A 23,563-nucleotide genomic window follows, 5' to 3' on the forward strand; every position below is an offset into this window, starting at 1 on the left:
GACTGCAATGCCCGGCCGCAGGCCCTTCCCCCTCGGTGACCTGCCCGCGCCTCAACCGCACCCGCCCCACCCCGCCCTGCCTCTCCCGCGGCGGTGGATCTGACCAACGCCCGCCAGCGCGCCGCCCACCTGGCCGCCAAACCCACGATCCAACTGCCCGACAACGAGAGAAAACGACCCCTTCCCCTGGCCGAGCTGCCACGCATCTGCCAGAAGTCGACCATCACGCTGCGCCCCGACGACCTCGGAATCAAGGACAAGCTCCGTCAAGACCGGCGCTACCTCACTCCTGCCTGGCAGGACGCCTACAAGAGCATCCGAGCCAACACCGAAGGCGTCAACGGCAGGATCAAGGGCCACCACATCGATATCGGCGACCCGATGAACCGGCTCGCGCACGGCCGCGTGGCCCAAACGCTGCTGACCGCGCTCATGGTCTGCCTGGCCAACCAGCACATCCTGCTCAGCTGGCGGCAAACCCACGACCACACCGAGCAGCCCGCGCCTCAGGACACGCCAACGCCTGACGAGCACGACCCCGCCCCGCCCAAGGCAGACAGCAGACCACCACCACGCGAGTGATCCGCCCCGCCACCAACCGAACCACATCACGACGACCGCTGGGTTTCGCACGCCCACCGGCCGGTCCCACCCGCGCTCACAGCGATCCACCACCACCAGCGCCCTCCGCCAGGGCCCCCGCACGAGCCAAAATCAGCCCACCCAGCGGCCACAGAGCCTCGGAAACGAGGAAATCCCGCCCGATCAAGCGATCGGACGGGATCTCGTCACCTGTTCCCGAGCTAACTCAAGAACAGCTCCTGGTGGAGATGAGGGGATTCGAACCCCTGACCCCTTCGATGCGAAGCAATTCGAACACATGTACCGATCATGTTCTCGCCCTCGCGACCTGCGCCCGACCGTCCGTCAACGTCCATCTACGTCTGTGATCGACCTTTACGGTTGTCACGCAGTTGGTCACTCAGAACCCAGCAAGAAGCGCCTCTTATGCTGCCCTTCGGCCTTGTCGGGGACAGCGGGGACAGCCTGTCCCCGGCAGTGTCCCCGATTCTTCATGGCGTTCTCCCTGGTCAACCCCCTTTGGGGGACAGCGGGGACACCGGGGACAGCTCCAGGCGTAGTTGCCAGGCCTCCGGCTCACGGCGAACGCGCGAATGCCGTCCTGAAGAACTGGCGGATCCTGCGCAAACTCCGCTGCTGCCCGCTACGTGCAGGTCAACTCGTCAAAGCAATCTTCGTCCTGCAAGCTCGCGAGGTGCGGTGAAATACCTTCAGTATGGAAAGCTTCTCCCATGGCATCCGTTAAGCAGTTTCAAGTCACTTTCGACTGTGGGGAACCTGAACGCGTCGCTCGTTTTTGGTGCGAAGTGTTGGGGTATGTCGCACCGCCGGTACCTGAGGGATTTGCTACCTGGGACGACTTCAACCGCACGCTGCCGCCTGAGGATCAGGGTTCATGGGCCGCATGCGTTGATCCCTCAGGGGTGGGTCCGCGGTTGTTCTTCCAGCGCGTTCCCGAAGGCAAGGTCGTCAAGAATCGGCTGCACCTTGACGTGCGGGTCGGCAGCGGGCTCGTGGGTGCGGAGCGTCTGGCGGCCCTTGAGGCCGAATGCGCGCGGCTGATCCCGCTCGGCGCGGTCCGCGTAGAGCTCCTGCTTGCCGATGGGGTAAACGAGTCGACCCTCGTGATGCAGGACATTGAGGGCAACGAGTTCTGTCTGGACTGAGAGGTCTAAGCCAGACCGTGCCGTACCCAAACATTGGGTTCGACATAAACCGCGTGGTTCTGGTCGATGTCGACGTGGACGGCGGCGAGCGCTTCCGGGACATCCTGAAGGCCCGGGGCGTCGAAGGGAGGCCGGTCCATTTGCGCCATTCGTCCAGAGTCCCGGCGATGGTCATGGAACGTGGGCATACCTCGACGATCTCGCCGCCTGCGCGTCCTTTCCTGCGCTTCGCGTCAAGAGCGGCTGAGAACACTCTAGGGTTGATCACGCCTAACCCTCCGTGGAGGTCTGAACGGAGTGACGTTAGCAGGGCTGAGCCTTGGAGCTTGGACGTGCGGACAGGTTCGCGATAACACCAACCCATGATCAACCCCAAGGTGTTCTCAGCAGCTTTTGACGCGAAGCGTCCAGGCGCGAAGCGCAAAGGAGACGCGCGAAGCACCTTCATCGTGTTGCTTTTATCGAGGCCGCCACCGGTATTAGACTCGAGACCGGATGGCCGGATGTGGAGGACGCCCCCGTCGTCATCCTCAACAAGCCTGACGCCTGACGCGGGAACCGGCCGATCTCCTCATCACAACACGGCGGCCCACCCGCTCTGAAAACGTCCGCTGACTTTTCGCTGACTTCGCCCCTGAAGCCCGCAACGGGCAACGCGCCGCACGATCCCTGCCACCGGCGACCCGCACACCACTTGAGCAGCAAAAAGGCCCGGTTCCATGATCTGGAACCGGGCCTTTCGTCTTGTGGAGATGAGGGGATTCGAACCCCTGACCCCTTCGATGCGAACGAAGTGCGCTACCGGACTGCGCTACATCCCCAAGACGTGGACTAGATTAGCAAACTTCCGGGGGCGCTCGCGCCATCTGGAGCGCGGGTCAGTCGCCGACCGCGCGGCGGGGCGTCTCCGCGTACTGGTCGAAGATCTCATCGCGGTGCGCGGCCAGGTCGATGATCTCGGCCACGGGGCGCTGGGCCTCCAGCAGGGCGGCACGGCGGCGGGCGCGCTTGGCACGTTCCGCGCGGGCCTGGACGATGGCTGCGCGCCGCTCGGCGTCGATCTGGACCGTGACCCTGAGAACGGCCATGTAGGCGCCCAGGAGCACCACTGAGGGCGCCACACCCCACCAGGGGATGACCTGGACGGCCGCCGTCACCACGGAGGCGAGCAGGAGCAGCACGCACCAGAGCGTCAGACGCCTGCGCTTGGCCACCTGCTTGCCCCGGCGGCGGAGTTCCGCGCGGCGGCGCTCGGACGCGGCCCTGCCGGCGGCGGTCCTGCCGGGTGCGGGCTTCCCGGCCGGGGGCCGGGCGGGCTGGGCCTCACTCCCGGTCTCGGACGCTGCCTGGGCGCCGGGCGAGGCTTCCTCGGCACCGGGCGACGGGACCTCCCCCTCCGGGGAGAGCGAGGGCTCGGGCAGGTCGGCGGAGGAGACGGGCAGGGGCTCGGTGAGGGTCTCGGCCGAGTCCTCGTCGACCGCCCGCTCGTCGTAGGCGTACGGCTCGATGTCCTTGTGGGTCTCGGCCAGGGTGTTCCGGTCGCGGTGCAGCCACATGGGCACGAGCACGCACAGCCACATGACGACGATGGCCAGGTAGAGAACGACACCGCTGCTCACGGCCACCTCCGGGCAGCATGAAGACGCGCATGGTCTCCCGGCGTCCTCAATCTGCTCATGTCACGCACCGTAAGACCGCGTGTCACTATTTGACGAGCATTCGATGCGGTGTGTCGCGAGATCTTCAAACCTCTTCGTGCGGAGTGCCACCGTGGGCGGCCGCCTCACGGGCTCGCCGCCACCGTACGAGCAACCCCCTCGGGGCGTCTTCGACCGTGAGTGCGTAACAGATGTGGTCGCGCCAGGCACCATCGATGTGCAGGTGCCGACGTCTGATCCCTTCTTCCCTGAAACCGAGCTTTTCAACCACTCTGCGGCTCGCATGGTTCTCTGGGCGGATATTGGCCTCGACGCGGTGCAGCCCGGTGGTGAAGAAGCAGTGGTCGACGGCCATGGCGACCGCGGTGGGGGTGATCCCGCGACCGGCCAGGGCACCGTCCACCCAGTAGCCGATCTGGGCCGACCTGGCGGAGCCCCAGACGATGGCGCCCACGGTGAGCTGCCCGGCGAAGGCACCCTCGTAGGTGACGACCCACGGCAGCGCGAGACCCTGCCTGGCCTCCCTGCGCAGGGTTCCGGCCATGGAGATGTAAGGACCGAGACCGGTCTTGAAGAGAGGGGTCTCGGGATTGCTCGGCTCCCAGGGACGGAGCCAGTTCGCGTTGCGTAGCCGCGATTCCCGCCAGACGCGCACGTCCCGCAGCCGCAGCGGCCGAAGTCCTACCGGGCCTTCCGCAAGGGTCACCGGCCAGCCACGAAGTCGATCCACGCCCTCATCATCTCCCGAAGAAGGCCCGCCGTGCCATGGGAGCAGGGGAGGCGGATCAGCGGGGGTGATCTCCGCCCCGGATCTGGTCCACGGCATGCCTGAGCACGGGAGACAGCACGCCCATGCCGTCGCGCACCCCTCCCGAGGAACCCGGCAGATTGACGATCAACGTGCTGCCCGCTTGCCCGGCGAGCCCGCGGGACAGGATGGAGGTGGGTACTTTGTCCCGGTTCACCTGGCGGATGGCCTCGGCGATGCCGGGAACCTCCCTGTCGATCACCCGCCGGGTCATCTCCGGGGTGAGGTCCGCCGGGGTCAGGCCGGTGCCGCCGGTGGTGACGATCACGTCGTACCCCTCGGCGACCCCGGACCGCAGCGCCGCCTCGACCGGCTCGCCGTCGGGGACCACCTCCGGGCCGTCCACGTCGCACCCGGCCGCCGCCAGCAGCTCGGCCAGCAGCCTCCCCGAGGTGTCCTCGTACGTCCCCGCCGCGGCCCGGTTGGACGCGGTGATCACCAGAGCTCTCATGGGCTCATCCTCCCAGTCTCCCGGGGGCCGGTCTTCGAGGACCCGGCCTGCTGAGGACCCGGCCTCCCGGGGATTCGGTCTCTCGAAGATCAGGCGTCCGTCGTGACGGGATGTTCCCGCCGCCTCGTGACATCCCAGGGCGGGATGTCACGAGGCGGGATATCGCGGAGCGGGATGGCTCGGGCGGGATGTCAGGGGCGGGTCCAGATCCCCGTCTTGCCGCCGGTCTTCTCCTCGACGCGGACACCGGTGATCACGGCCGCCGGGTCGACCGCCTTGACCATGTCGATCAGGGCGAGCGCGGCGACCGAGACCGCGGTCAGCGCCTCCATCTCGACGCCGGTACGGTCGGCGGTCTTGACCCGTGCCGTGATCTCCACGCCGTCGTCGACCACGACCAGCTCGAGCTTGACCCCGTGCAGCGCGATGGGGTGGCAGAGCGGGATCAGGTCGGGGGTCCGCTTGGCGCCCATGATCCCGGCGATCCGCGCGGTGCCGATCGCGTCGCCCTTGGGGACCTCCCCCGACCGCAGCAGCGCCACGGCCTCGGCGGACAGCAGCACCCGGCCGGTGGCGGTCGCCGTACGGAGGGATACGTCCTTGGCCGAGACGTCCACCATGCGCGCCGCGCCGGTCTCGTCGAGGTGGGTGAATCCGGCCGCTTCGCTCCGGTCCCGATCGTTCACAGGGTTCACAGGGGGATGACCTCCACGTCCGTACCCTCGGGAAGCTCGGTGACGTCCTCGGGCACCACGATCAGGGCGTTGGCCGCGGCCAGGGCGGCGAGCTGGTGGGAACCCTGCCCGCGCACCGGGCCGACCGTACCGCCGGGGCCGAGCACGCCGCGCAGGTAGGAGCGCTTGCCCTCTGGCGAGCGGATCGGGCCGGTGGTGATCGCCCGCACGGTCGGCGTGGGCTCCTCGGGCAGGCCCTGCATCCTGCGCAGCGCCGGCCGGACGAACAGGACGAACGACACGAACGATGAGACCGGGTTGCCGGGCAACGCGAAGATCGGCACCTGGTCCTCGCCGACCACGCCGAACCCCTGGGGCATGCCCGGCTGCATGGCGACCCGCTCGAAACGGACCGTGCCGAGCGGGCCGAGAGCCTCCTTGACGGGCTCGTACGCGCCCATCGAGACACCGCCACTGGTGATCACGAGGTCGGCCCGCAGCAGCTGCGCGTCGAGCTGGTCGAGGAACCCCGCGGCGTCGTCGCCGACGATCCCCGCCCGGTAGCCCTCGCCACCCGCCTCGCGGACGCCGGCGATCAGGGCGAAGCTGTTGGACTCCCAGATCTGGCCGGGTCCCAACGGCAGGCCGGGCTCGACCAGCTCGGCTCCGGTGGAGATCACGACCACCCGCGGGCGTGGCCGTACGAGAACCCGGCGGCGGCCGACACCCGCCAGCACCCCGAGCTGCGCGGGGCCGATCGGGGTGCCCACGGGCAGGACGACGTCGCCCGCCCGCACGTCCTCCCCGGACCTGCGGATGGCGTGGCCCTTCCCCGCCGGGCGGCCGATCGCGACCTGCGCGGTGCCGCCGTCGGTCCACTCGACCGGGACCACCGCGTCGGCCCCGGCGGGCAGCGGGGCCCCGGTCATGATCCGCATCGCCATGCCGGGACCGATGGCCTGCAACCGGCCGTCTCCGGCCGCGATGTCGTCGATCACCGGGAGCGTCACCGGGGCGTCCGCGACGTCCTCGGCCCGCACGGCGTAGCCGTCCATCGCCGAGTTGTCGAAGGGCGGCAGCGCGACCGGGGCCGTGACCTCCTCGGCCAGCGTGGTGCCCAGCGCCCGTTCCAGCTCCAGCTCCAGCGGGGCGAGCACCCGCACGGTGCGGAGGATGTCGGAGAGGTGGTCGTCGACCGATTTCAGGGAGCTCATCGCGAGGCCAGGAACTCCTTGAGCCAGGGCATGAACTCGGGCGCCAGGTCGGGACGCTCGGCGGCGAACTGCACCACCGTACGCAGGTAGTCGAGCTTGTTGCCGGTGTCGTAGCGGCGGCCCCTGAACAGCACGCCGTGCACCGGGCCGCCCTGGTCGGCGCCGCGCCCGGCGAGGGTACGGAGCGCGTCGGTGAGCTGGATCTCGTTGCCGCGTCCCGGCGGGGTGTTCTCCAGGACCTCGAAGACGGCCGGGTCGATCACGTACCGGCCGATGATGGCCCAGTTGGACGGGGCCTCGTCGGCGGGGGGCTTCTCCACCAGGTCGGTCACCCTGACCACGTCGTCCTCACCGGTGGGCTCGATGGCGGCGCAGCCGTACAGGGAGACCTGCTCCTGGGGGACCTCCATCAGCGCGATGACGCTGCCGCCGTGCGTGGCGCGTACCTCGATCATGCGCTTGAGGAGCTCGTCGCGGTGGTCGATGAGGTCGTCGCCGAGCAGGCAGGCGAAGGGATGGTCGCCCACGTGCTGCTTGGCGCACAGGACGGCGTGGCCGAGGCCGCGCGGCGTGCCCTGCCGTACGTAGTGCAGGGTGGCCAGGTCGGCGGGCTCCCGCACCTGGGAGAGGCGCTCGTCGTCGCCCTTGGCCTCCAGGATCTCCTCAAGCTCGTGGGCCCGGTCGAAGTGATCCTCGATGGAACGCTTGTTCTTCCCGGTGACCATGAGAACGTCGAGCAGCCCGGCGGAGACGGCCTCCTCGACGACATACTGGATCGCGGGCTTGTCGACGATGGGCAACATCTCCTTGGGGGTCGCCTTGGTCGCCGGAAGAAAACGGGTGCCCATACCCGCCGCGGGAACGACTGCTTTCGTCACAGCTTCGAAGTCGGCCATAACCGAAACCTTAATGGAGGGACCTGTGGACAAGCTGACGCTGCGTGCCACGATCGAGGCCGCACGCGCCTCGATCCCCGGCGAGAAGCGGCACGCGGCCTCCGTCCAGATCAGGGAATCCCTGCTGGACCGGCCCTGGGTCCAGATGGCCGGGCTGGTCGCGTGCTACTGGTCGATCGGTACGGAGCCGGCGACCCACGGGCTGGTCTTCGCCCTGTGGAAACACGGCGCGACCGTGATCCTGCCGGTGCTCCGCGACGACGACGATCTCGACTGGGCGGTGTACGACGGCCCCGACACCCTCGCCCCCGGCCGCTTCGGGATCATGGAACCGGTCGACACCCGGCGCGGCGTCGACGCCGTCAGGACCGCGGCCCTGGTGATCGTGCCCGCGCTCGCGGTGGACAGGTCCACCGGGGTACGGCTGGGCCGCGGCGGCGGCTCCTACGACCGGGCGCTGGCCAGGGTCGGCCCGAACGTGCCGACGGTGGCACTGCTCCACGAGGGCGAGCTGCTCGACGACGTGCCCACCGAGCCCCACGACCTCGCGGTCCGCTACGCGGCGACCCCCGAGGGGATCTTCAAGACCACCGCCGCGGAGGTGTGACCGACCACCGCCGCGGAGGTGTGACCGACCAGCGGAACGGAGCGTGACCGACCGGGGGGTGCAGGTATGACCGACCGGCGGGCGCAGGTGTGACCGACCGGCGGAACAGGGCGTGACCGACCGGGGAGTACAGGTGTGACCGACCGGCGGAACGGGGCGTAACCGACCCGGGGGTGCAGGTGTGACCAACCGGCGGGCGCAGGCATGGCCGACCGGCGGAAACGCCGCTGGACGCGGGGCTGAAGGCGTCGGAATCGTGACAGGGAGTACGCGCCGCTCGTGCGTGGCGCCCCTCTCGAATGCGACACAATGGTCCCCGGAGTCAGAGGGGGGACCAGATGGGACTGGACGTCTGGCTGCTTCTCGGTGCCGGAATCGTCATCGCGGCCATCGTCGCAGTACGTGTCGCCCATCGGAGCGGGCTGCCCAGCCTCCTGATCTTCCTGGGTTTCGGGTTGCTCGTCGGCGAGTCCGGGTTCGGGTTGCAGTTCGACAACCCTCAGCTCGCGCAGGAGATAGGTCTGATCGCACTGGCGATCATCCTGGCCGAGGGTGGCCTGACCACCACCTGGAGCCACGTCAAGGGCGCCATTCCCACCGCCCTGGTGCTCGCCACTGCCGGCGTGGGGGTGAGCATCGCGGCCGTCGCGATCCCGGTGCACCTCATCCTCGGCATGGACTGGCGGACCGCGCTCCTGCTCGGCGCGATCCTCGCCTCCACCGACGCCGCCGCCGTCTTCTCCGTACTGCGCCGCCTGCCCCTGCCCTCGCGCCTCGCGGGCATCCTGGAGGCCGAGTCGGGCCTCAACGACGCGCCCACGGTGATCGCCGTCATGCTGCTGAGTGCCGCCACCTCGCCCAGCCTGGGGATGGCGCTGTTCGAGGTGCTCCTGGAACTCGTGGTGGGCGCGGCCGTCGGCCTGGCGGTCGCCCCGCTCGGCGCGTACGCGCTGCGCCGCATCGCGCTGCCCGTCTCCGGCCTGTACCCCATCGCGGTGCTCGCGCTCGCGTTCGTCGCCTACGCGGGAGCCACGCTGCTGCACGGCAGCGGCTTCCTCGCGATCTACCTCGCGGCACTGGTCATGGGCAACTCCCGGATGCCGCACCGCGCGTCCTCGCGGGGTTTCGCCGAGGGCGTGGCCTGGCTGGCGCAGATCGGCCTGTTCGTCATGCTCGGCATGCTGGCCAGCCCGTCGGAGATGCCGGCCGCGATCGTGCCCGGCCTGGTGGCCGGGCTGATCCTGGTCGCGGTGGCCCGCCCTTTGTCGATCATGGTTTCCTCGCTGCTGGTCCGGCTGATGCGCATCGACCGGCTGGGCTGGCGGGAGCAGGCCTTCCTGTCGTGGGCCGGGCTGCGCGGCGCGGTGCCCATCGTGCTCGCGACCATTCCCTGGGCCGCCACCTCCGTTCCGGACGGCACCGCCAAGTTCGTGTTCAACGAGGTCTTCGTGATCGTCATCGTCTACACCCTGCTGCAGGGGCCGACGCTGCCGTTCGTGGCGAAGCTCCTCAAGCTGTCCACCCCTGACGAGGCCCGCGACCTGGAGGTCGAGTCGGCGCCGCTGGAGGAGCTCAACGCCGACCTGCTCCAGGTCAGGGTGCCGCCGACGTCCAAGCTGCACGGCGTGGAGATCTTCGAGCTGCGGCTGCCCACGGACGCCCAGGTGACGTTGATCGTCAGAGACGGCCGGACGTTCGTCCCCACCGACTCCACGAGGATCAGGACCGACGATCAGTTGCTGGTGGTGACCACGGCCGCCTGCCGCGACACGGTCGAACGCCGGATGCGCGCGATCAGCCGCAAGGGCAAGCTCGCGGGCTGGTTCGGCGAACGCGGCACCTGACCGGGATTCAGCTACGGAATGCGAGGACTCCGACTCGCGTTTAAGCTTGTCGGCTGCGTACCATTAGCAGTCGCGCCACTAGAGTGCCAATCGGCGCGGATCATTACGAGGAGGAGCGCGTGCCCACCTACCAGTACGCCTGCACAGCCTGTAACAACCAGTTCGAAATCGTCCAGAAGTTCTCCGACGACGCTCTCACCGAGTGCCCGAGCTGCGCGGGCGACCTGCGCAAGGTGTTCTCCGCGGTCGGCATCGTCTTCAAGGGCTCGGGCTTCTACCGGACCGACAGCCGGTCCTCGTCGTCGAGCACGGTGACGTCCGCGAACGGTTCGTCGAGCTCGTCGAGTTCGTCGGACTCCTCCGGTTCGAAGTCGTCCGACTCGTCGAGCTCGTCCGACTCGTCCTCGTCGAAGTCGTCGAGCTCCTCGTCCTCGTCGGACTCCACGTCGACGAAGACCGCGAGCAGCACGGCCGCCGCGGCCTCCTGAGCCGCGTCTCCCGGGTTCACCGAAAGCGATCGAGCGGCTACCCCGGGACGCGGTTATCCACAGGCCGTCACCCTGGCTCCTCAGGGACCGGCCCGTGGCGCTAACCTCGGCTCCATGGTCAATCGCGCGGACATCGGAGTCATCGGCGGCTCAGGTTTCTACTCCCTGCTCGACGACGCCACAGAGGTCGAGATCACCACGCCGTACGGCCCTCCCAGTGACGTCGTCACCGTCGGCCGGATCGGGTCGCGCTCGGTCGCCTTCGTGCCCCGCCACGGCCGCGACCACCGCTTCCCCCCGCACCGGATCCCCTACCGGGCGAACCTGTGGGCACTGCGTTCCCTCGGCGTCCGCCAGGTCCTCGCCCCCAGCGCGGTCGGCTCCCTGCGCGCCGAGATCGGCCCCGGCGCCCTGGTCGTCCCCGACCAGATCGTCGACCGCACCTCGGGCCGGGTGCAGACCTACTACGACGCGGACGGCGTCGTCCACGTCGCCTTCGCCGACCCCTACTGCCCCTCGGGCCGTGCGGCGGCCGTCTCCACCGCGCGTTCCGCCGACTGGGAGGTGACCGACGGCGGCGCCCTCGTGGTCATCGAGGGCCCGCGCTTCTCGACCCGCGCCGAGTCCCGCTGGTTCAGCGGCAACGGCTGGTCGATCATCGGCATGACCGCCTCCCCCGAGGCCGTCCTCGCCCGCGAGCTCGCCCTCTGCTACACCTCGGTCTCCCTCGTCACCGACCACGACGCCGGGGTCGAGGCGGGCGAGGGGGTCACCCACGACGAGGTCCTCGCCTTCTTCGCCACCAACGTCGGCCGCATGCGCTCCCTCATCGGCGACATCGTCGCCGCCCTCCCCGAAGAGCGCACCTGCCCCTGCCAGAACGCCCTGGACGGCCTCAAGCTCCCCTTCGACCTCCCCGGCTGATCCTGTGGCCGGCGCCCCCGGCGTCACCGCCAGGTGAATCACCCGGCGAACCCCGAAGGGCCGAATCCCGCTCCCCCGGCCACGCCACCCGGATCCGTCGAGAATCCTCGATCCACCCCGCCCCGCCCCGCCCCGCCCCGCCACTCGGCGGGGCGTCCCACCCACCCCAGGCACCGCCCCGCCACTCGGCGGGGCATCCCACCCACCCCAGGCACCGCCCCGCCACTCGGCGGGGCATCCCACCCGCCACGGGCACCACGCCACCACTCGGCGGGGATGTCCCACCCATCACGGGCACCGCCCTGCCACTCGGCGGGAATGTCCCACCCATCACGGGCACCGCGCCGCCCGACTCCCACCCTTGGAGTCAGCCATGCGCGCTCTGCGCCGCTTCCTCGACCGCCGTCACCGTCTCATCGCCACCGCCGTCGCCGCCCTGGCGATGGGATGCGCCGTGCTGACGCTGCGCCCGGACACCGCCTCGGTGACCGTCCTGACCGCCGCCAGGGATCTTCCCGGAGGCGTGCTGGAGCCGGCCGACCTGACACCGGCCCCATTGAGACCCGGTACGGTCCCCGACGGCGCCCTGACGCCCGGCACGCCGTACGCGGGAAAGATCCTGACGGGTCCGGCGCGGCGCGGGGAGCCGCTGACCGACGTCCGCCTGCTCGGCCCCGGCCTGTTGGCCGCCCACGGCGAGGGGACGGTCGCCACCCCGGTACGCGTCGCCGATCCCGAGACCGCGCGCCTGCTCTCCCCGGGTGACGTGGTGGACGTGCTCGCCGCCACCTCGACGTGGGACGGCAATGCTCCGGCGACCATCGCGGCCAAGGACGTCACGGTCCTGGCCACCCCGGGCGGAGAGTCGGAGCGGGGCGCGCTCGTCGTGCTCGCCACCACGTCGGCCCAGGCGACCGAGCTGGCCTCCGCCCAAGCCGGCGGGCGACTCTCCATCACGATCGGCCCTCGCGGGGGATGAATCTCACGACGACCGGTGAGGGCACGGCGACCTGAGCCGGGAAGCTCTGGCCGCCGTACCTCCCGCTCAGGGACGATCGGTCCCGGTGAGCGCCCAACGCCGAGTGATCGCGGTCATCTCGGCCTCGCGCATCTGGGTTTTCAGGCCCTCGACGGTCCGGTCGCAGAGCAGCAGCGGTTCCGGGGTGGGCCAGGTGGCGATGGCGTGGAAGAGGCGGCTGCCAGTGCCGTAGAGCACGGCCCACCCCGGCCAGGTGATCTGCAGCAGGGCAGCCTCAGCGCGGGCCTCGTGATCCCAGGTGTAGTGGGGTACGGCGGCGGTGGCCAGGCCGTCGCGGTGGCGCCCGCGAGCGGAGGCCCGCCTGATCGGAACGCGGCGGATCACGAGATCACCCGCCCCGCGGCCTGCTCCTGGGCCTCCCTGGCGACGGTCTCCTGCCGGTCGGTCTCAGCCCGGAGTGCATCGAAAGTGTCGGCGTCGACGGTCCGTTCGGCTCCGGCCTCGAACGCGACCGGCGAGAAGGGCTCCTCCCGGCTGGCCCACAGCCGCCCGGCGTCACTGAGAATCAGCCGCCAGCCGGGGATGGCCTGTTCGGGTGTGCTGGATTTACCATCGTCCATTGATTGGACCTCCATCCGATCAAGGGCCCGTCCGGTCGTTGGTAGCGGTGGACGGGCCCGCCTTGTGAAGCGGGGAAGGACATGGAGGGGTGGACCGTACGGGCCGGACGGCCGGTACGGAGCTGGAGTGAGCACCGCGCGGCACGGGATGCGGGCGGTTGTTCGCCCAAGGTGGTGCCCGATGCCCCGGGACCGAAGTGGCCGGGTTGGGTGGGGCGCGCGATGACGCCCGGTACCGGGCCGGGGTGGCCGGGTCAGAACGACCCTGGATGGGAGCGGCGGGCGACGACGGCCGCGCACCCGGCACGGTGACGGCGCCGGTACGGTCCGAGCCCGCCGGGGAGGACGCAGAACGGGCACCGGCGAGACCTTAGTGACCTGGGCCTGGACATGGGACTGGGCCTGGACCTGGGCCTGCTCCGCGGACCGCTGGGCGGGCACCGGGGAGATCGCCTCGGCCCGGCGCGCGGGGGCGAGCGGCTCGAAGCAGGACAGGGAGCGATTCCCGGTGCGGCGGGCCTCCAGACGGATGGCCATCAAGGCGCCCGAGGGCTGCGCGTACTCGTGCTCATGATCGGCGGGCTGGTCGGGGCAACCGTGCGCGTAGGGGGCGTGCCCGCAGGCGGCACACCCCATCGGCAACGGCGGTACGTCGGCGAAACAGGCGCAGCCGCTCGCCGTGGCCCGGTCGAGAACCGGAGCACTAGGGTTGTTCACGGGTCAGGACTCACTTCCTGATCAAGGACCCGTCCGGTCGTTGCAGCGCCGGACGGGTCTCGTGTTACTAGGCACGAGCAGAAGGAGCAGCAGGCTCTACCCTGGTGCACCACAGTGGAGCAGGGTAGAGACTGAGCAGGTTGAGTAGGGCAAAGTGCAGCCCTTTACGGTACGGATCATGGAGTGGGACGAAGATCGCACAATCTGGGAGCAGCTTTACAGCACCCTTCGTGAGCGCATAGTAAGTGGTCAATATCGGGAAAGATCCGTTATTCCTAGCCTTACCCAGCTGGAACAGGAGTTCGGCGTCGCCAGGACCACGATCCAGAAGGTCTTGCGCATCCTGAAAGACGAATCCCTGATTCGCACCATCCCCGGCAAGGGAACGTACGTACGCCCACAGCACGAATGGCGACATAACGCACATAGCCCGGAAGGGTGACGAGACAGGGGGCATCAGTGGTCCTCCAGCCGTCGCGCGATTCTTACATCGCAGGCATCATCTCTCCCGATGACAACAGGACGCTAGGATTTCCGGAAGAATTTTAGAAACTTCTATTTTTCACGGAAGACTGGATCATGATGGCTGGCTCGGGTCCGACGGTACGGCAGCGCCGACTGGCATCAGAGTTGCGCAGGCTTCGTGAGCTCCAAGGACTTACCGGGGAGCAAGCGGCGCGACGAGTCGGATGGCAGCCATCCAAGATCAGCCGTATCGAGCACTGCGCATCCCGGGTGAAGGCCGCCGACTTGATCACCCTGCTGGACACTTACGGAGTATCAGGGAAAGTACGTCAGAGTCTGATCACCTTGCAGGCGTCAGCTCGTGAGCACGGATGGTGGGACGTCTACGATGACCTGCCATCCGACTACGCGGGCTACATCGGCCTGGAGTCCGACGCCACCGCGATCAGGTGCTACAGCATGCAGCTCGTACACGGGCTACTCCAGACCGAGGAGTACGCACGAGCTGTCATCAAGGCGACGATGATGTCTCAGAAACCGGCCGAGGAGATCGACCGGCGCGTCGAGGTTCGGATGACCCGCCAGGCCGCGTTGGGCAAACCCGAGCCCCTGCACATCCATTCAATCATCGACGAGGCCGCGCTCCGCCGCGTAATGGGCGATCCCGAAGTGATGAGCAAGCAATGCGCCCACCTGCTTACTCAGGCTCGGCAGCCGCACGTGACGATTCAGGTCCTACCGCATGATGCTGGAGCGCATCCCGCCGTCGTTGGTCCCTTCGCAATCCTGAACCTTCCTGGCACCCAACCAGACGTCGTTTATATCGAGACGCTGGCGAGTAGCATCTACATCGAAGCAGATACCGAAGTGCACCAGTACAACCTGGTTTTCAACCATCTATGCGCGATGGCACTTAATCCCGATGATTCCCTCACCTTTCTCCGTGCCATTGCGACCGCAACCTGAACGTACGGAGGATGCCGAGATGCCGGACCTGGCAGTTACCCCCGCGTGGCGCAAATCCACCCTCAGCGACGGCGGCAACGGCTGCGTCGAAGTGGCCACCAACCTGCCGGCGCTCATCGCCGTACGCGACAGCAAGGACCCGTTCGGCCCTGTGCTGACCTTCTCTCCGACGGCCTGGGACGACTTCCTGACAGGCATCCGCAGCGGAGAGATCTGACCCGGCGACGAGCGTTGAGGAGCAACCATGATCTCCCCTGACCTGTCCGGCGCCGAGTTCCGCACCTCCACCCTCAGCGGCCCCAACAACGATTGCGTCGAGGTGGCCACCAATCTGCCGGGACTCGTCGCCGTACGCGACAGCAAGGACCCATACGGTCCTGCACTGACCTTCACCCCCGCGGCCTGGAACAACTTCCTGACAGGCATCCGCACCGGAGAACTCTGACCCGACACCGATCACTGGCCGCAGGTACAGCGCCCGCGAGACCGCGACCAAGCCCTTACAGCAGGGAGCCGATCTTGGGGTCGTACTCCCAGTGCCAGGGTTCGAAGGGGCTGACGTAGGCCCACTTGGGGTGAATCCAGCCGAACTTCTTGCCGTTGGTCTCCAGCCAGTTGAACTCGGCCGAGCGGAAGCGCTCGACGCCCCCGCACAGGTCGACGGCGAGTCCCAGGCCGTGGTTGCTGCGGCCCGGGATCGCCGCCAGGCCTGGACGGGTGTAGTAGACCGACTGCTGCTCGGCCAGGCTCCGGTAGCTGTCGGTCACGCACATCGGCCTGCCGAACTGCCGCTTGTACGCCTCGTTGAGGCTGATGAACGCGAGCGCGGCGTCCCCCCGCAGCTGGTTGCCCCGCTGCTGGAGGGGGCAGAGGTACGCCTGCGGGATGAGCCCGTTGGGGAACTCGCTCATCGAGGTCGCCCTGGTCGGGTCGCACCCGGCCGCCGGCTGCCCCTTCTTGTTGATCTTGACGCCCAGCTTCACCAGGGCCTTGGTCAGGGACTGCACGATCTTCTGCGAGCGCACCCTGAGCGTCTCGATCTCGGCGCCCATCTGCGCCTCCGCGAGGAGGTTGCTCGCCCGGAGTTCCTGCGCCTCGCCCGCCAGGCGCTCCCGTTCCAGCTGCAGGCGGCTGCTGTCCTCAAGGATCAGGTCGCGCTCGGCGACGATCTGGGTGAGACCGGCCATCGCACGCAGGGTGTCGGTGTCGGACTCACCGGACAGGAAACCGGCCACGTCCCCACCGGTCGGCTGCTGGTAGAGGACCCCGACGAGGTCCGACAGCGGCTGCCGTACCTGAGCGAAGGCCCTCTCGGCCACCTGCAGCTCCCGCAGTTTGGTGGAGAGCTCCTTCTCCGAGGTGCGGATCTGGGTCCGCCTCTGCTCCAGCGCCTTGGTCGCGGCCTCAAGATCCTTGGCGGCCTTCTCCGCCTCGCGACGCAGTTCTGTGAGATTCACCGGCTCCGCGGCGACGACGGCCTGAACCTCCGCCGGCGCCCGCTGCGCGGCAGCGGCTCCCGGCAGGAAGGAAGTCATCGTCGCGACGACGGCGATCAGACCCGCTGATCGACGAGGTGGCACGTTCGACCCCTCCGTTTGCGAACTCGTGACCTGGGTCAGGCACGCACGCTACTACAGCTGACCAAGTGCACGGGCCAGACTCCCCACAGCCGTTATGCGCCGAACACCCCATTTTGGGACCGGACAAGTCAGACTTCTTGCCGCCCGCGCTTCTTGCAGACCTCCCAGAGCCACGTCCCCTTCCACTCCGCCGAACACCCGTCGCGGGGCTCAGGTGGCGCGAGTGGCGGCGTCCGCTCCCCCCGAGGCTCAGGTGCCACAGAGGGCGGCAATGCCACCTTCCGTGGCCCTCTGGAGCCTTGCGGGCGGGTCTTTATGGGAACGACCACATCTGGCTCATCCACACCATCCGTCCCATTCGACTCATGGGCACCATCCAACTGGCCGGACCCACTCGGGCCCTCCTCCGCGCGACGCACTCCCGATTTCGCCGCGACGGGTACCCATCCCCCGTACACCCGCTCCGGCCGCAATGGCGGAGGCACCAGCCTCGCCTCGAACATCCGGCTCCGTACGGGCCCGATTACGACCGGCACCACGGCCACCGCGTCCCCCGGCGGCTCCTCGTCCGGTGACCCGCCAGGCCCCCCGGCCCCCAGCCGGGACGCCACACCGGTCCAAGCTCCCCCACTCTCCGGGGAGCCCCGCCGCTCCCCGCCCTTCGCCCAGAGACCTCCGTCGTCGCGAAGCAGCTCGGCTTCCTCGGACCTTTCGAGCTCTTCCGTCTCTTCCGCCTGTGCGGCTTCCCTGGCCTTTTCGGCTTTTCCGTGCCCTTCGGCCTCTCCAGGCCCCTCAGGCTCCCCATCGGCGTCGGTCATCTGAACGGCAGCCTCGTAGCCGGTGAGCTCGGCCACCAGTAACCCCCCGGCCAGAAGCGCGGGCGCCAGCATCGCACCACACAGCACCACCGGTCGCAGGGCGCGATGCCCGCGAATGCGCTTCCGTCGCCTGTCGATCACGGAACGTGACGCTAACCTCGCCCACCAGCCCACACCCGCCCACTTGCCGCCCTTTTACTCCAGGCCAGCGAAGCGATAACCCACCCTCTGCCCCCAACTCCCCCTCAGGGCGCGCAACCACTCGCCACTTTCGCTACTCTTACTAGGAGCCCCTGCCTCCGTAGCTCAGGGGATAGAGCACCGCTCTCCTAAAGCGGGTGTCGCATGTTCGAATCATGCCGGGGGCACTCTTCCGACCAGCGATCACGCCTTTGACCTGGGCATGTTCTTCTCCTTGTTCCCCGGCTCCATGCAGCCGTGTGCCACAGTGGGCAGCCGTATGTCAGCGGCCGTGGGATATGCGTGGGATGAATCTTGAAGCGTTTCCGCAGGTCGCACCTCGTCGTGGCGAACTAGAGCTGGGCGATCCCACGGGACCGGACAGTAGCCCGGAGGCAGAGCCGACACCACCTAGGATCGGACATCGTGCAGCGATTGGCGCTCTTCGATCTGGACAACACACTCATCGACCTGGACGCCGCCTTCCAGGTCTGGGCGGAGGAGTTCACCGAGGAACATCGTCTCGGCCGGAAAGCCGTCGATTACATGATCAAGCTGGACCGTAACGGCCTGCCTCATCGTGAGCTGTTCTTCGCCAAGGTGCGCGAGCGATTCAAGCTCTCCACTTCAGCAGCAAATCTGTGGGCCGCGTACCGCCGCCGTATGCCCCATCTTGTCGAGTGTCGTCCCGAGGTCATGACCGCGCTGGCAGAGCTACGCGCGCTCGGATGGCGGGTAGGGATCGTCACCAACGGCACGGCGGACAACCAACTCGGCAAGATCCAGCAAACGGGCTTGGGCGACGCCGTCGACGGCTACGCACTTTCGGGCATCGAGGGCATCCGCAAACCCGACACGGGCCTGTTCGAGATCGCTGCCAAGCGGTGCGGCACAGACCTCGCCAAGGGAGGGTGGATGGTCGGAGACCACCCCGTCGCGGATGTCGGCGGGGGGCACTCGGCCGGCCTGTGTACGGTCTGGATCGGTCGCGGAGCCTGGACCGGTCATGAGCGCCCGCCAGACCATGTAGTCACCGATGTGATGCACGCGATGGACATCTTGCGAACCGTCGGCGAGTGACTTTCCGGAGAGGCTGATGGGCCGCAGGAACGTCAGTAGAGTCCTGATCCATGGCCCGCCGGATCGACTTCCACGACGACCCCGCCGCCCCCAAGCCCAACAGCCTGAACCGCGCCGGGATTGATGGAGGCTTCATCGGTTGGAAAGGATGGAGCTCATGTCAGGTCGATCTGGTTCTTCGCATCCCGCTCAGCGTCGGTATCCGCCGGAGTTGAAAGAGCGGGCCGTTCGGATGGTGCAGGAGGCCACGGAGCAGTCCGGAGAGTCGTTCGGCGTCATCACCCGTGTCGCCCGGCAGCTGGGCATCGGGTCGGAGTCGCTGCGTAGTTGGGTCAGGCAGGCCGAGGTCGACGGCGGTCAGCGGCACGGGACAAGCACCGATGAGGCCAAGCGGATCGCGGAGCTGGAGCGAGAGGTTCGCGAGTTGCGCCGCGCCAACGAGATCCTCAAGGCGGCGTCGGCTTTTTTCGCCAGGGAGCTCGACCCTCGACCGCCCAGATGAACGCCTTCATCGACGCTCACCACACCCAGTGGGGCATCGAGCCGATCTGTCGGGTCCTGCACAGCGCGCCCTCGACGTACTACGCAGCCCGCACCCGGCCGCCGTCCGCGCGAGCGATGCGCGATGAGCGGCTCAAGGCGGAGATCACCCGCATCTATCAGGACAACTACTCCTGCTACGGCGCCCGCAAGATCTACCGGCAGTTGCGTCGCGAAGGGCACGAGGTCGCCCGGTGCACGGTCCAGCGGCTGATGGGCGAGCTGGGTATCGTCGGGCTGGTCCGCGGCAAGAGCAGGCGAACCACCATCGCCGGCGCTCAGACCGATCGGCCGGCCGATCTGGTGGGCCGTAACTTCCATGCTCCGGTGCCGAACCGGCTCTGGGTCGCTGATCTGACCTATATCCGTACCTGGTCGGGCTGGGTGTACGCGGCGTTCGTCATCGACGTGTACTCCCGGATGGTCGTGGGCTGGCAGATCGCCACGCATCTACGCACCGACCTGGCCTTGGACGCTTTGGAGATGGCCCTGTGGCGTCGCGGCCAGGAGAAGTCGGCGGACTTGTCGGAGTTGGTGCATCACTCCGATCGCGGGGTGCAATACCTAGCGATTCGCTACACCGAACGCCTGGCCGACACCGGCGCGGTCGCCTCGGTCGGCAGCCGCGGAGACTCCTATGACAATGCCCTGGCTGAATCCTTCAACGGCCTGTTCAAGGCCGAGCTGATCCGCCGCAACGGCCCCTGGAAGAACATGGACGACGTCGAGTTGGCGACGTTGGAGTACCTCGACTGGTTCAACCATCGCCGTCTGCACACCTCCTGCGGCAACATCCCGCCCGCAGAGTACGAAGCGATCCACTACCGTCACCAACAGGCCGCACTCACCGCTGTAGAAACCAAGTAGCCGAGTCTCCACGAAACCCGGCGCGGTTCAGCCTGGTTCCGTCAGTGAACGTCGTAGTCACCAACGAGGCGGGCGAGATCCTGATGATCCTTCGTAGCGACAACGGCAACTGGGCCCTACCCGGCGGCGCGATCGACCTTGGCGAGTCCCTGCCCGAGGCCGCGATCCGCGAGACGTTGGAGGAGACGGGGATCGAGTGTGAGATCACCGGCCTTGTCGGAACGTACACCGACCCCAAACACGTGATTCTCTACACCAGCAACGGCGAGGCCCGGCAGGAGTTCTCCATCGTGCTCACCGGCCGAGTCGTCGACGGGGAGCCGACGCCAAGCGATGAATCCCGGGAAGTGCGTTGGGTGCCGCGGGACGCGGTTTGCTCACTGTCGATGGACCGCTCAATGCGACTGCGGATCCGCCACTTCCTCGAAGGATCGGACAAGCCGCACATAGGTTGAGGCCCCGGCTTGCGCCGAGGCCTGGAGTCGAGCATTTATGGGAATCATTCGCCGAGAGCGTTGCCGATCTTCCCGTTCATCCGTTCCTGTTGACCCTCCATACATTTGGCGTACACCCGGTGGAGGACCTCCACGCTGTGCCCGGCTCGTTTGGCTACCTCGGTAGCCGGTACGCCCGCATTGAGCCAGAGGGACAGGGCAGCGTGTCGCAAGTCGTAGGGCCGGGCGGCGAGCGATGACCTCACCTGCTCATCGGTGAAGACGAGCGCTCGCGCTTCCTGCCAGACGTAGGAGCATGCCGAGCTGGAGTAGGAACCCCCCTTGGTCGTCCGAAAGAGCCGGCCGTCGTCCTCGGTGCCGTAGGCGTCGATGTGCTCACGGAGAATGGTGACCAGGACAGGCGGGATGGGGATCTCCCTGGTTTCCTTCTTCGCTCGGTGCTTGAGGCTGCGGGACTCGTGAGTCTCCCCCGAGTTGGTCCATCGCTTGTTCGCCTGCGGTCTCGCCCTCTCCAGGATGATCTGACCCCATCCCGTTTCGGGCAGGGTGCAGTTCTTCAGACGAAGGTCCGCAGCCTCCTCCGGCCGCAGACCCGCGTAGTAAATGCAAGCGAACAGGGCTCTGAGTCGAACTCCCCGAGTGCGGCCGACCTTGGGCACAGCGGCGAGGAGCTGCTTCGCCTGAGCCGGATTGATCACCGTGCGAGGGTCGACGACGTTGACGGCCTTGGGTGGCTTCCACTTGATCTCATGCAGCGGATTGGTCGTGAACACCTTCTGTTCTACCGCCAGCTCCAGGAGGTGATGAAGGATGGCCCGCTTCCGCCGTACCGTGTTGGCTGCGGCCTCCTTGCCGTCGAAGGTGACCGAGATGACGTCGAGCGCGATACGGACAACGCGCGCCTCCTGGAGATCCGCCAGTGGAAGGGATGCCTTCTCCAGCCAGCGCAGCGCCACGGTCTGCACACGGGTCAGCGTCTCCCGGCGGTCTTCCGGAAGCAGCACGTGGTCACGTAGCACCTGCCGTAGTTCGTCGTCCTCGGGCCGGTCCGGTACGTCGGCCACCAGCGCCGGGATCAGCGACAGCAGCGCGTACGCCTCGGTCTCCCGTGTCCGAGGAGCCGTCCTGCGCCACCGGTTGACCACGTACGACTGCGCGAACTGCATGAAAGTGGGTCCCGAAGGCTCAGAGGCCGCCAGCATCGAGAGCGGCAATCCGGTGGCGACGTCGAACGCCTCCCCCTTCCTCGCCGCCTGACGAAGGTCGGACAGAAAGTTCTCGGCCAACGCCTTGGTCCGGAAGGTCTTGGATCGTGACTTGGTGCCGGCCTTCCAACGTGCTTCGAAGGACGGCGCCTTGCTGGACTGGTTCCGGCGGACTTCCCAGATACGCACTTCGTAGGTGACGGTCACGACGCCTCCCGCAGCGAGTCGAGCCACGCTTCGAGGTCGCTGCGCCGAACACGCAGCTCGTCATTGGGGTACTGGATGCAGGCTGGCGCCTTGCCGAGTTCCCGCCACCGGTAGAAGGTGCGACGGGAGATTCCGTTCAGCACGGTGAGCACTTCGGGCACGGTGAGGAGTCGGTCATCGGGCCGAGGCATCGCACACCTCCCCGAGCACCGGAGGCAGGGGCAAGGGTCTCCCCGTCAGTGCGGCAGCGAGGAGAGCGTCTCCGATCGACAGACCTTGTCCGGCGTACTCCCATTCGGCGATCACGAGGACGGTGTCCTCGTCGAAGAGCGGAAGCCGTCCGGTGCTGATCGCCTCACCGCGCATGTAGTCGGTGCGTTCCTGGCGGATGTCGCCGAGGGTGGTGGAGTAGCGGCGGCTCTTGGTGGAGAAGTGGCCGCGGAAGCCCAGCATGTTCGCCCATTTGATGAGCCGCAGTTCGGTCAGTTCGTCGAGGGCGCCCAGGCGCAGGCACTCGGCGATGAGCCGTCGGGCGTGGTCGCGGATCGGCAGGGCGGTCAGGTCGTCGAGGGGGTTGATGCGCCGGTCCAGGGTGCCGACACATTCGGCGGCTTTGGTGGCGTACTTGGCGATGTAGGCGGCTACGGCCTGGTCGGTGAGGTCGCCGGTCATGGTGATCTCGCGGACGTCGAGTTGAGTGCCCCACTGGAAGGCCCGCGCGGGTTCGCCGGGTACCGCAGGGACGGTGACCGCGACGGCGGAGGCGGCGTGCTGTACGGCGTCGGTCATCAGGTCGGCCGTCGCCCAGGCCGGTGGAGTCGTGGCCGGCCCTTCGGGGCCGTCGACGCGGATGACCGCGTGGAAGTGGACGACGCCGCGCCGCTGGTACTCGGCGACCTTGGCGAAGGAGATGACGGCCTGTTGCCGTAGCTCCCGCTGTGTCAGCCCGGCGTTCTTGGCGACGCGTCGGCGGAGAGCTTCGGTGAAGCGCCGCCACAGCTCCGGGGAGGTGGCGTTGAACAGCACTGAGCCCGCGTAGTCGTAGCAGTCCGGGCAGAGCGGTTCCCCGAGGCGGTTATCGTCGGCCCCGTGCCGGGCGGTGCAGGACATGACGCGCCCGTGCGGGCAGGTGGTCGCGTCGCGGCGGGCGTGACACGGCAGGACGGTGCCGTTCTTCTCTCGCCGGGTGTGGACGACGCCGAAGGAGGGGGCGGTGAGGGTGACGAACAGGCAGGGGTGCGCGGTGACCGAGGTCGGGACGCCTTTGCCGCCGGTCAGGCCGGCGCGGATGAGTTGGTAGGTGTCGGCCCGGTAGGTCTCGGCGCAGGCCGGGCAGCGGGAGGCGCGGCGGGTCTTGCAGGGGACGCGCAGGATGCCGTCCGGTTCGGTCGTGGTGGTGTAGGTGTGCAGCCTGGTGCCGGTGGCGGGGTCGAGGTGGTGGACGTGGCCGCGCAGGTGGATGGGCTGTCGGCAGCCGCCGGTCCGGCGGATCTGGGAGGCCCAGCGGGCGTATTGGGGGTCGTGGAGCCGGGTGATCATCCCGGCTACCGCGTGGGGGTTTGGCATGATGGG

The 23,563-nt window shown here is 68.1% G+C and carries 28 protein-coding genes, 2 tRNA genes, 1 pseudogene and 1 other annotated feature; of the genes and pseudogenes, 18 read left to right on the forward strand and 13 right to left on the reverse strand.

The window, feature by feature from the left end; genetic code table 11:
- Window positions 1–93 precede the first annotated feature (93 nt).
- The 3 genes and pseudogenes from ACTOQ2_RS36625 (at window position 94) to ACTOQ2_RS36635 (ending at window position 1,748) form a co-directional block, all read left to right on the forward strand.
- Window positions 94–582 (forward strand): hypothetical protein, encoded by a 489-nt coding sequence (locus ACTOQ2_RS36625; RefSeq protein WP_440105490.1) that lies wholly within the window; start codon window positions 94–96, stop codon window positions 580–582.
- Between the two features lie 562 nt (window positions 583–1,144).
- Window positions 1,145–1,285, forward strand: a pseudogene (locus tag ACTOQ2_RS36630) (IS5/IS1182 family transposase); the annotation flags it as partial.
- A gap of 28 nt (window positions 1,286–1,313) precedes the next feature.
- Window positions 1,314–1,748 (forward strand): VOC family protein, encoded by a 435-nt coding sequence (locus ACTOQ2_RS36635; RefSeq protein ID WP_425964368.1) that lies wholly within the window; start codon window positions 1,314–1,316, stop codon window positions 1,746–1,748.
- 747 nt (window positions 1,749–2,495) lie between these two features.
- On the opposite strand, the gene ACTOQ2_RS36640 is transcribed toward ACTOQ2_RS36635, so the two are convergent.
- The 7 genes from ACTOQ2_RS36640 to galU all read right to left on the reverse strand — a co-directional run bounded on the left by ACTOQ2_RS36640 (window position 2,496) and on the right by galU (window position 7,449).
- Window positions 2,496–2,569 (reverse strand) — tRNA-Ala (locus tag ACTOQ2_RS36640).
- Between the two features lie 57 nt (window positions 2,570–2,626).
- Entirely contained in the window at window positions 2,627–3,367 is a 741-nt protein-coding gene (gene sepX, locus ACTOQ2_RS36645; protein WP_440105493.1) for a divisome protein SepX/GlpR, read from the reverse strand.
- A gap of 124 nt (window positions 3,368–3,491) precedes the next feature.
- Window positions 3,492–4,136 carry a GNAT family N-acetyltransferase gene (locus ACTOQ2_RS36650; RefSeq protein WP_440072485.1) on the reverse strand — a complete coding sequence of 215 codons (645 nt, stop codon included), beginning with the start codon at window positions 4,134–4,136 and terminating at the stop codon, window positions 3,492–3,494.
- A 55-nt stretch (window positions 4,137–4,191) separates the two neighbouring features.
- On the reverse strand, window positions 4,192–4,665 hold the full coding sequence (locus ACTOQ2_RS36655; protein WP_440105495.1) for a MogA/MoaB family molybdenum cofactor biosynthesis protein: 474 nt from the start codon (window positions 4,663–4,665) through the stop codon (window positions 4,192–4,194).
- 191 nt (window positions 4,666–4,856) lie between these two features.
- A complete protein-coding gene (gene moaC / locus ACTOQ2_RS36660) occupies window positions 4,857–5,351 on the reverse strand; it encodes a cyclic pyranopterin monophosphate synthase MoaC (protein WP_440105497.1) in 495 nt (164 codons plus the stop codon).
- A 5-nt stretch (window positions 5,352–5,356) separates the two neighbouring features.
- Window positions 5,357–6,544, reverse strand: a complete 1,188-nt coding sequence (glp, locus tag ACTOQ2_RS36665) for a molybdotransferase-like divisome protein Glp (RefSeq protein ID WP_440105559.1) — start codon at window positions 6,542–6,544, stop codon at window positions 5,357–5,359.
- 5 nt (window positions 6,545–6,549) lie between these two features.
- Window positions 6,550–7,449 (reverse strand): UTP--glucose-1-phosphate uridylyltransferase GalU, encoded by a 900-nt coding sequence (gene galU, locus ACTOQ2_RS36670; RefSeq protein WP_440105499.1) that lies wholly within the window; start codon window positions 7,447–7,449, stop codon window positions 6,550–6,552.
- 25 nt (window positions 7,450–7,474) lie between these two features.
- On the opposite strand from galU, the gene ACTOQ2_RS36675 reads away from it, so the two are divergent.
- The 5 genes from ACTOQ2_RS36675 to ACTOQ2_RS36695 all read left to right on the forward strand — a co-directional run bounded on the left by ACTOQ2_RS36675 (window position 7,475) and on the right by ACTOQ2_RS36695 (window position 12,291).
- Window positions 7,475–8,056, forward strand: coding sequence for a 5-formyltetrahydrofolate cyclo-ligase (locus ACTOQ2_RS36675; RefSeq protein ID WP_440105501.1), 582 nt, complete (start codon window positions 7,475–7,477; stop codon window positions 8,054–8,056).
- A 338-nt stretch (window positions 8,057–8,394) separates the two neighbouring features.
- Window positions 8,395–9,900 (forward strand): potassium/proton antiporter, encoded by a 1,506-nt coding sequence (locus tag ACTOQ2_RS36680; protein ID WP_440105503.1) that lies wholly within the window; start codon window positions 8,395–8,397, stop codon window positions 9,898–9,900.
- Between the two features lie 119 nt (window positions 9,901–10,019).
- Entirely contained in the window at window positions 10,020–10,388 is a 369-nt protein-coding gene (locus ACTOQ2_RS36685; RefSeq protein WP_440072479.1) for an FmdB family zinc ribbon protein, read from the forward strand.
- Between the two features lie 114 nt (window positions 10,389–10,502).
- Complete coding sequence (locus tag ACTOQ2_RS36690) at window positions 10,503–11,312, forward strand: S-methyl-5'-thioadenosine phosphorylase (RefSeq protein ID WP_440105505.1); 810 nt, start codon at window positions 10,503–10,505, stop codon at window positions 11,310–11,312.
- Between the two features lie 373 nt (window positions 11,313–11,685).
- Window positions 11,686–12,291, forward strand: a complete 606-nt coding sequence (locus ACTOQ2_RS36695) for an RcpC/CpaB family pilus assembly protein (RefSeq protein ID WP_440105507.1) — start codon at window positions 11,686–11,688, stop codon at window positions 12,289–12,291.
- Between the two features lie 66 nt (window positions 12,292–12,357).
- On the opposite strand, the gene ACTOQ2_RS36700 is transcribed toward ACTOQ2_RS36695, so the two are convergent.
- Window positions 12,358–12,675, reverse strand: coding sequence for a hypothetical protein (locus ACTOQ2_RS36700; protein ID WP_440105509.1), 318 nt, complete (start codon window positions 12,673–12,675; stop codon window positions 12,358–12,360).
- Window positions 12,672–12,911, reverse strand: a complete 240-nt coding sequence (locus ACTOQ2_RS36705; protein ID WP_440105511.1) for a hypothetical protein — start codon at window positions 12,909–12,911, stop codon at window positions 12,672–12,674. Before ACTOQ2_RS36705 ends, ACTOQ2_RS36700 begins: the two co-directional genes overlap by 4 nt.
- 373 nt (window positions 12,912–13,284) lie before the next feature.
- Between ACTOQ2_RS36705 and ACTOQ2_RS36710 the strand changes: the two genes are divergently transcribed.
- From ACTOQ2_RS36710 to ACTOQ2_RS36730, 5 genes are all read left to right on the forward strand, one after another.
- The gene (locus ACTOQ2_RS36710) at window positions 13,285–13,485 is read left to right on the forward strand and encodes a hypothetical protein (RefSeq protein WP_440105512.1); all 201 of its coding nucleotides are present in this window, start codon (window positions 13,285–13,287) and stop codon (window positions 13,483–13,485) included.
- A gap of 321 nt (window positions 13,486–13,806) precedes the next feature.
- A complete protein-coding gene (locus tag ACTOQ2_RS36715) occupies window positions 13,807–14,070 on the forward strand; it encodes a winged helix-turn-helix domain-containing protein (protein WP_440105514.1) in 264 nt (87 codons plus the stop codon).
- Between the two features lie 140 nt (window positions 14,071–14,210).
- The gene (locus ACTOQ2_RS36720) at window positions 14,211–15,059 is read left to right on the forward strand and encodes a helix-turn-helix domain-containing protein (RefSeq protein ID WP_440105561.1); all 849 of its coding nucleotides are present in this window, start codon (window positions 14,211–14,213) and stop codon (window positions 15,057–15,059) included.
- A gap of 19 nt (window positions 15,060–15,078) precedes the next feature.
- Window positions 15,079–15,276 (forward strand): DUF397 domain-containing protein, encoded by a 198-nt coding sequence (locus tag ACTOQ2_RS36725; protein ID WP_440072472.1) that lies wholly within the window; start codon window positions 15,079–15,081, stop codon window positions 15,274–15,276.
- Window positions 15,277–15,303: 27 nt separating this feature from the next.
- A complete protein-coding gene (locus ACTOQ2_RS36730; RefSeq protein WP_440105516.1) occupies window positions 15,304–15,504 on the forward strand; it encodes a DUF397 domain-containing protein in 201 nt (66 codons plus the stop codon).
- A 55-nt stretch (window positions 15,505–15,559) separates the two neighbouring features.
- On the opposite strand, the gene ACTOQ2_RS36735 is transcribed toward ACTOQ2_RS36730, so the two are convergent.
- Window positions 15,560–16,639 (reverse strand): D-alanyl-D-alanine carboxypeptidase family protein, encoded by a 1,080-nt coding sequence (locus tag ACTOQ2_RS36735; protein ID WP_440105517.1) that lies wholly within the window; start codon window positions 16,637–16,639, stop codon window positions 15,560–15,562.
- A gap of 1,113 nt (window positions 16,640–17,752) precedes the next feature.
- On the opposite strand from ACTOQ2_RS36735, the gene ACTOQ2_RS36740 reads away from it, so the two are divergent.
- The 5 genes from ACTOQ2_RS36740 to ACTOQ2_RS36760 all read left to right on the forward strand — a co-directional run bounded on the left by ACTOQ2_RS36740 (window position 17,753) and on the right by ACTOQ2_RS36760 (window position 20,579).
- Window positions 17,753–17,825, forward strand: a tRNA-Arg gene (locus tag ACTOQ2_RS36740).
- Window positions 17,826–18,063: 238 nt separating this feature from the next.
- Entirely contained in the window at window positions 18,064–18,717 is a 654-nt protein-coding gene (locus ACTOQ2_RS36745) for an HAD family hydrolase (RefSeq protein ID WP_440105519.1), read from the forward strand.
- A gap of 50 nt (window positions 18,718–18,767) precedes the next feature.
- Complete coding sequence (locus ACTOQ2_RS36750; RefSeq protein WP_440105563.1) at window positions 18,768–18,932, forward strand: hypothetical protein; 165 nt, start codon at window positions 18,768–18,770, stop codon at window positions 18,930–18,932.
- Window positions 18,875–20,124, forward strand: a protein-coding gene (locus ACTOQ2_RS36755; RefSeq protein WP_440105520.1) for an IS3 family transposase whose coding sequence is annotated in 2 segments (ribosomal slippage) — window positions 18,875–19,184 and window positions 19,184–20,124 — 1,251 coding nt in all. Because the reading frame shifts where the segments join, the coding sequence is not laid out codon by codon here. Before ACTOQ2_RS36750 ends, ACTOQ2_RS36755 begins: the two co-directional genes overlap by 58 nt.
- Window positions 19,177–19,290: a sequence feature (AL1L pseudoknot), on the forward strand. (Overlaps the previous gene by 114 nt.)
- Before the next feature lie 44 nt (window positions 20,125–20,168).
- Entirely contained in the window at window positions 20,169–20,579 is a 411-nt protein-coding gene (locus tag ACTOQ2_RS36760; protein ID WP_440105522.1) for an NUDIX hydrolase, read from the forward strand.
- A 44-nt stretch (window positions 20,580–20,623) separates the two neighbouring features.
- On the opposite strand, the gene ACTOQ2_RS36765 is transcribed toward ACTOQ2_RS36760, so the two are convergent.
- Genes ACTOQ2_RS36765 through ACTOQ2_RS36775 form a run of 3 tightly spaced genes read right to left on the reverse strand, consistent with a single transcriptional unit; the run spans window position 20,624 to window position 23,557 of the window.
- Window positions 20,624–21,991, reverse strand: coding sequence for a tyrosine-type recombinase/integrase (locus ACTOQ2_RS36765; protein ID WP_440105524.1), 1,368 nt, complete (start codon window positions 21,989–21,991; stop codon window positions 20,624–20,626).
- Window positions 21,988–22,182 (reverse strand): helix-turn-helix transcriptional regulator, encoded by a 195-nt coding sequence (locus ACTOQ2_RS36770; RefSeq protein ID WP_344899357.1) that lies wholly within the window; start codon window positions 22,180–22,182, stop codon window positions 21,988–21,990. The genes ACTOQ2_RS36765 and ACTOQ2_RS36770 overlap by 4 nt, the downstream gene beginning before the upstream one ends.
- Entirely contained in the window at window positions 22,166–23,557 is a 1,392-nt protein-coding gene (locus ACTOQ2_RS36775; RefSeq protein ID WP_440105526.1) for a replication initiator, read from the reverse strand. Before ACTOQ2_RS36775 ends, ACTOQ2_RS36770 begins: the two co-directional genes overlap by 17 nt.
- Window positions 23,558–23,563 lie beyond the last annotated feature (6 nt).

Origin of the sequence: Streptosporangium sp. H16 (assembly GCF_051918855.1) — a bacterium.
Taxonomy (GTDB): Bacteria; Actinomycetota; Actinomycetes; order Streptosporangiales; family Streptosporangiaceae; genus Streptosporangium.

What these genes read in the sequence shown, in the direction of transcription:
- ACTOQ2_RS36715 (WP_440105514.1), top strand. Translation starts at nt 13,807, where the DNA reads ATGGAGTGGGACGAAGATCGCACAATCTGGGAGCAGCTTTACAGCACC.
- ACTOQ2_RS36690 (WP_440105505.1), top strand. Translation starts at nt 10,503, where the DNA reads ATGGTCAATCGCGCGGACATCGGAGTCATCGGCGGCTCAGGTTTCTAC.
- ACTOQ2_RS36750 (WP_440105563.1), top strand. Translation starts at nt 18,768, where the DNA reads ATGGCCCGCCGGATCGACTTCCACGACGACCCCGCCGCCCCCAAGCCC.
- ACTOQ2_RS36770 (WP_344899357.1), bottom strand. Translation starts at nt 22,182, where the DNA reads ATGCCTCGGCCCGATGACCGACTCCTCACCGTGCCCGAAGTGCTCACC.
- ACTOQ2_RS36730 (WP_440105516.1), top strand. Translation starts at nt 15,304, where the DNA reads ATGATCTCCCCTGACCTGTCCGGCGCCGAGTTCCGCACCTCCACCCTC.
- ACTOQ2_RS36705 (WP_440105511.1), bottom strand. Translation starts at nt 12,911, where the DNA reads ATGGACGATGGTAAATCCAGCACACCCGAACAGGCCATCCCCGGCTGG.
- ACTOQ2_RS36725 (WP_440072472.1), top strand. Translation starts at nt 15,079, where the DNA reads ATGCCGGACCTGGCAGTTACCCCCGCGTGGCGCAAATCCACCCTCAGC.
- ACTOQ2_RS36680 (WP_440105503.1), top strand. Translation starts at nt 8,395, where the DNA reads ATGGGACTGGACGTCTGGCTGCTTCTCGGTGCCGGAATCGTCATCGCG.
- ACTOQ2_RS36695 (WP_440105507.1), top strand. Translation starts at nt 11,686, where the DNA reads ATGCGCGCTCTGCGCCGCTTCCTCGACCGCCGTCACCGTCTCATCGCC.
- galU (WP_440105499.1), bottom strand. Translation starts at nt 7,449, where the DNA reads ATGGCCGACTTCGAAGCTGTGACGAAAGCAGTCGTTCCCGCGGCGGGT.
- ACTOQ2_RS36775 (WP_440105526.1), bottom strand. Translation starts at nt 23,557, where the DNA reads ATGCCAAACCCCCACGCGGTAGCCGGGATGATCACCCGGCTCCACGAC.
- ACTOQ2_RS36655 (WP_440105495.1), bottom strand. Translation starts at nt 4,665, where the DNA reads ATGAGAGCTCTGGTGATCACCGCGTCCAACCGGGCCGCGGCGGGGACG.
- ACTOQ2_RS36720 (WP_440105561.1), top strand. Translation starts at nt 14,211, where the DNA reads ATGGCTGGCTCGGGTCCGACGGTACGGCAGCGCCGACTGGCATCAGAG.
- ACTOQ2_RS36635 (WP_425964368.1), top strand. Translation starts at nt 1,314, where the DNA reads ATGGCATCCGTTAAGCAGTTTCAAGTCACTTTCGACTGTGGGGAACCT.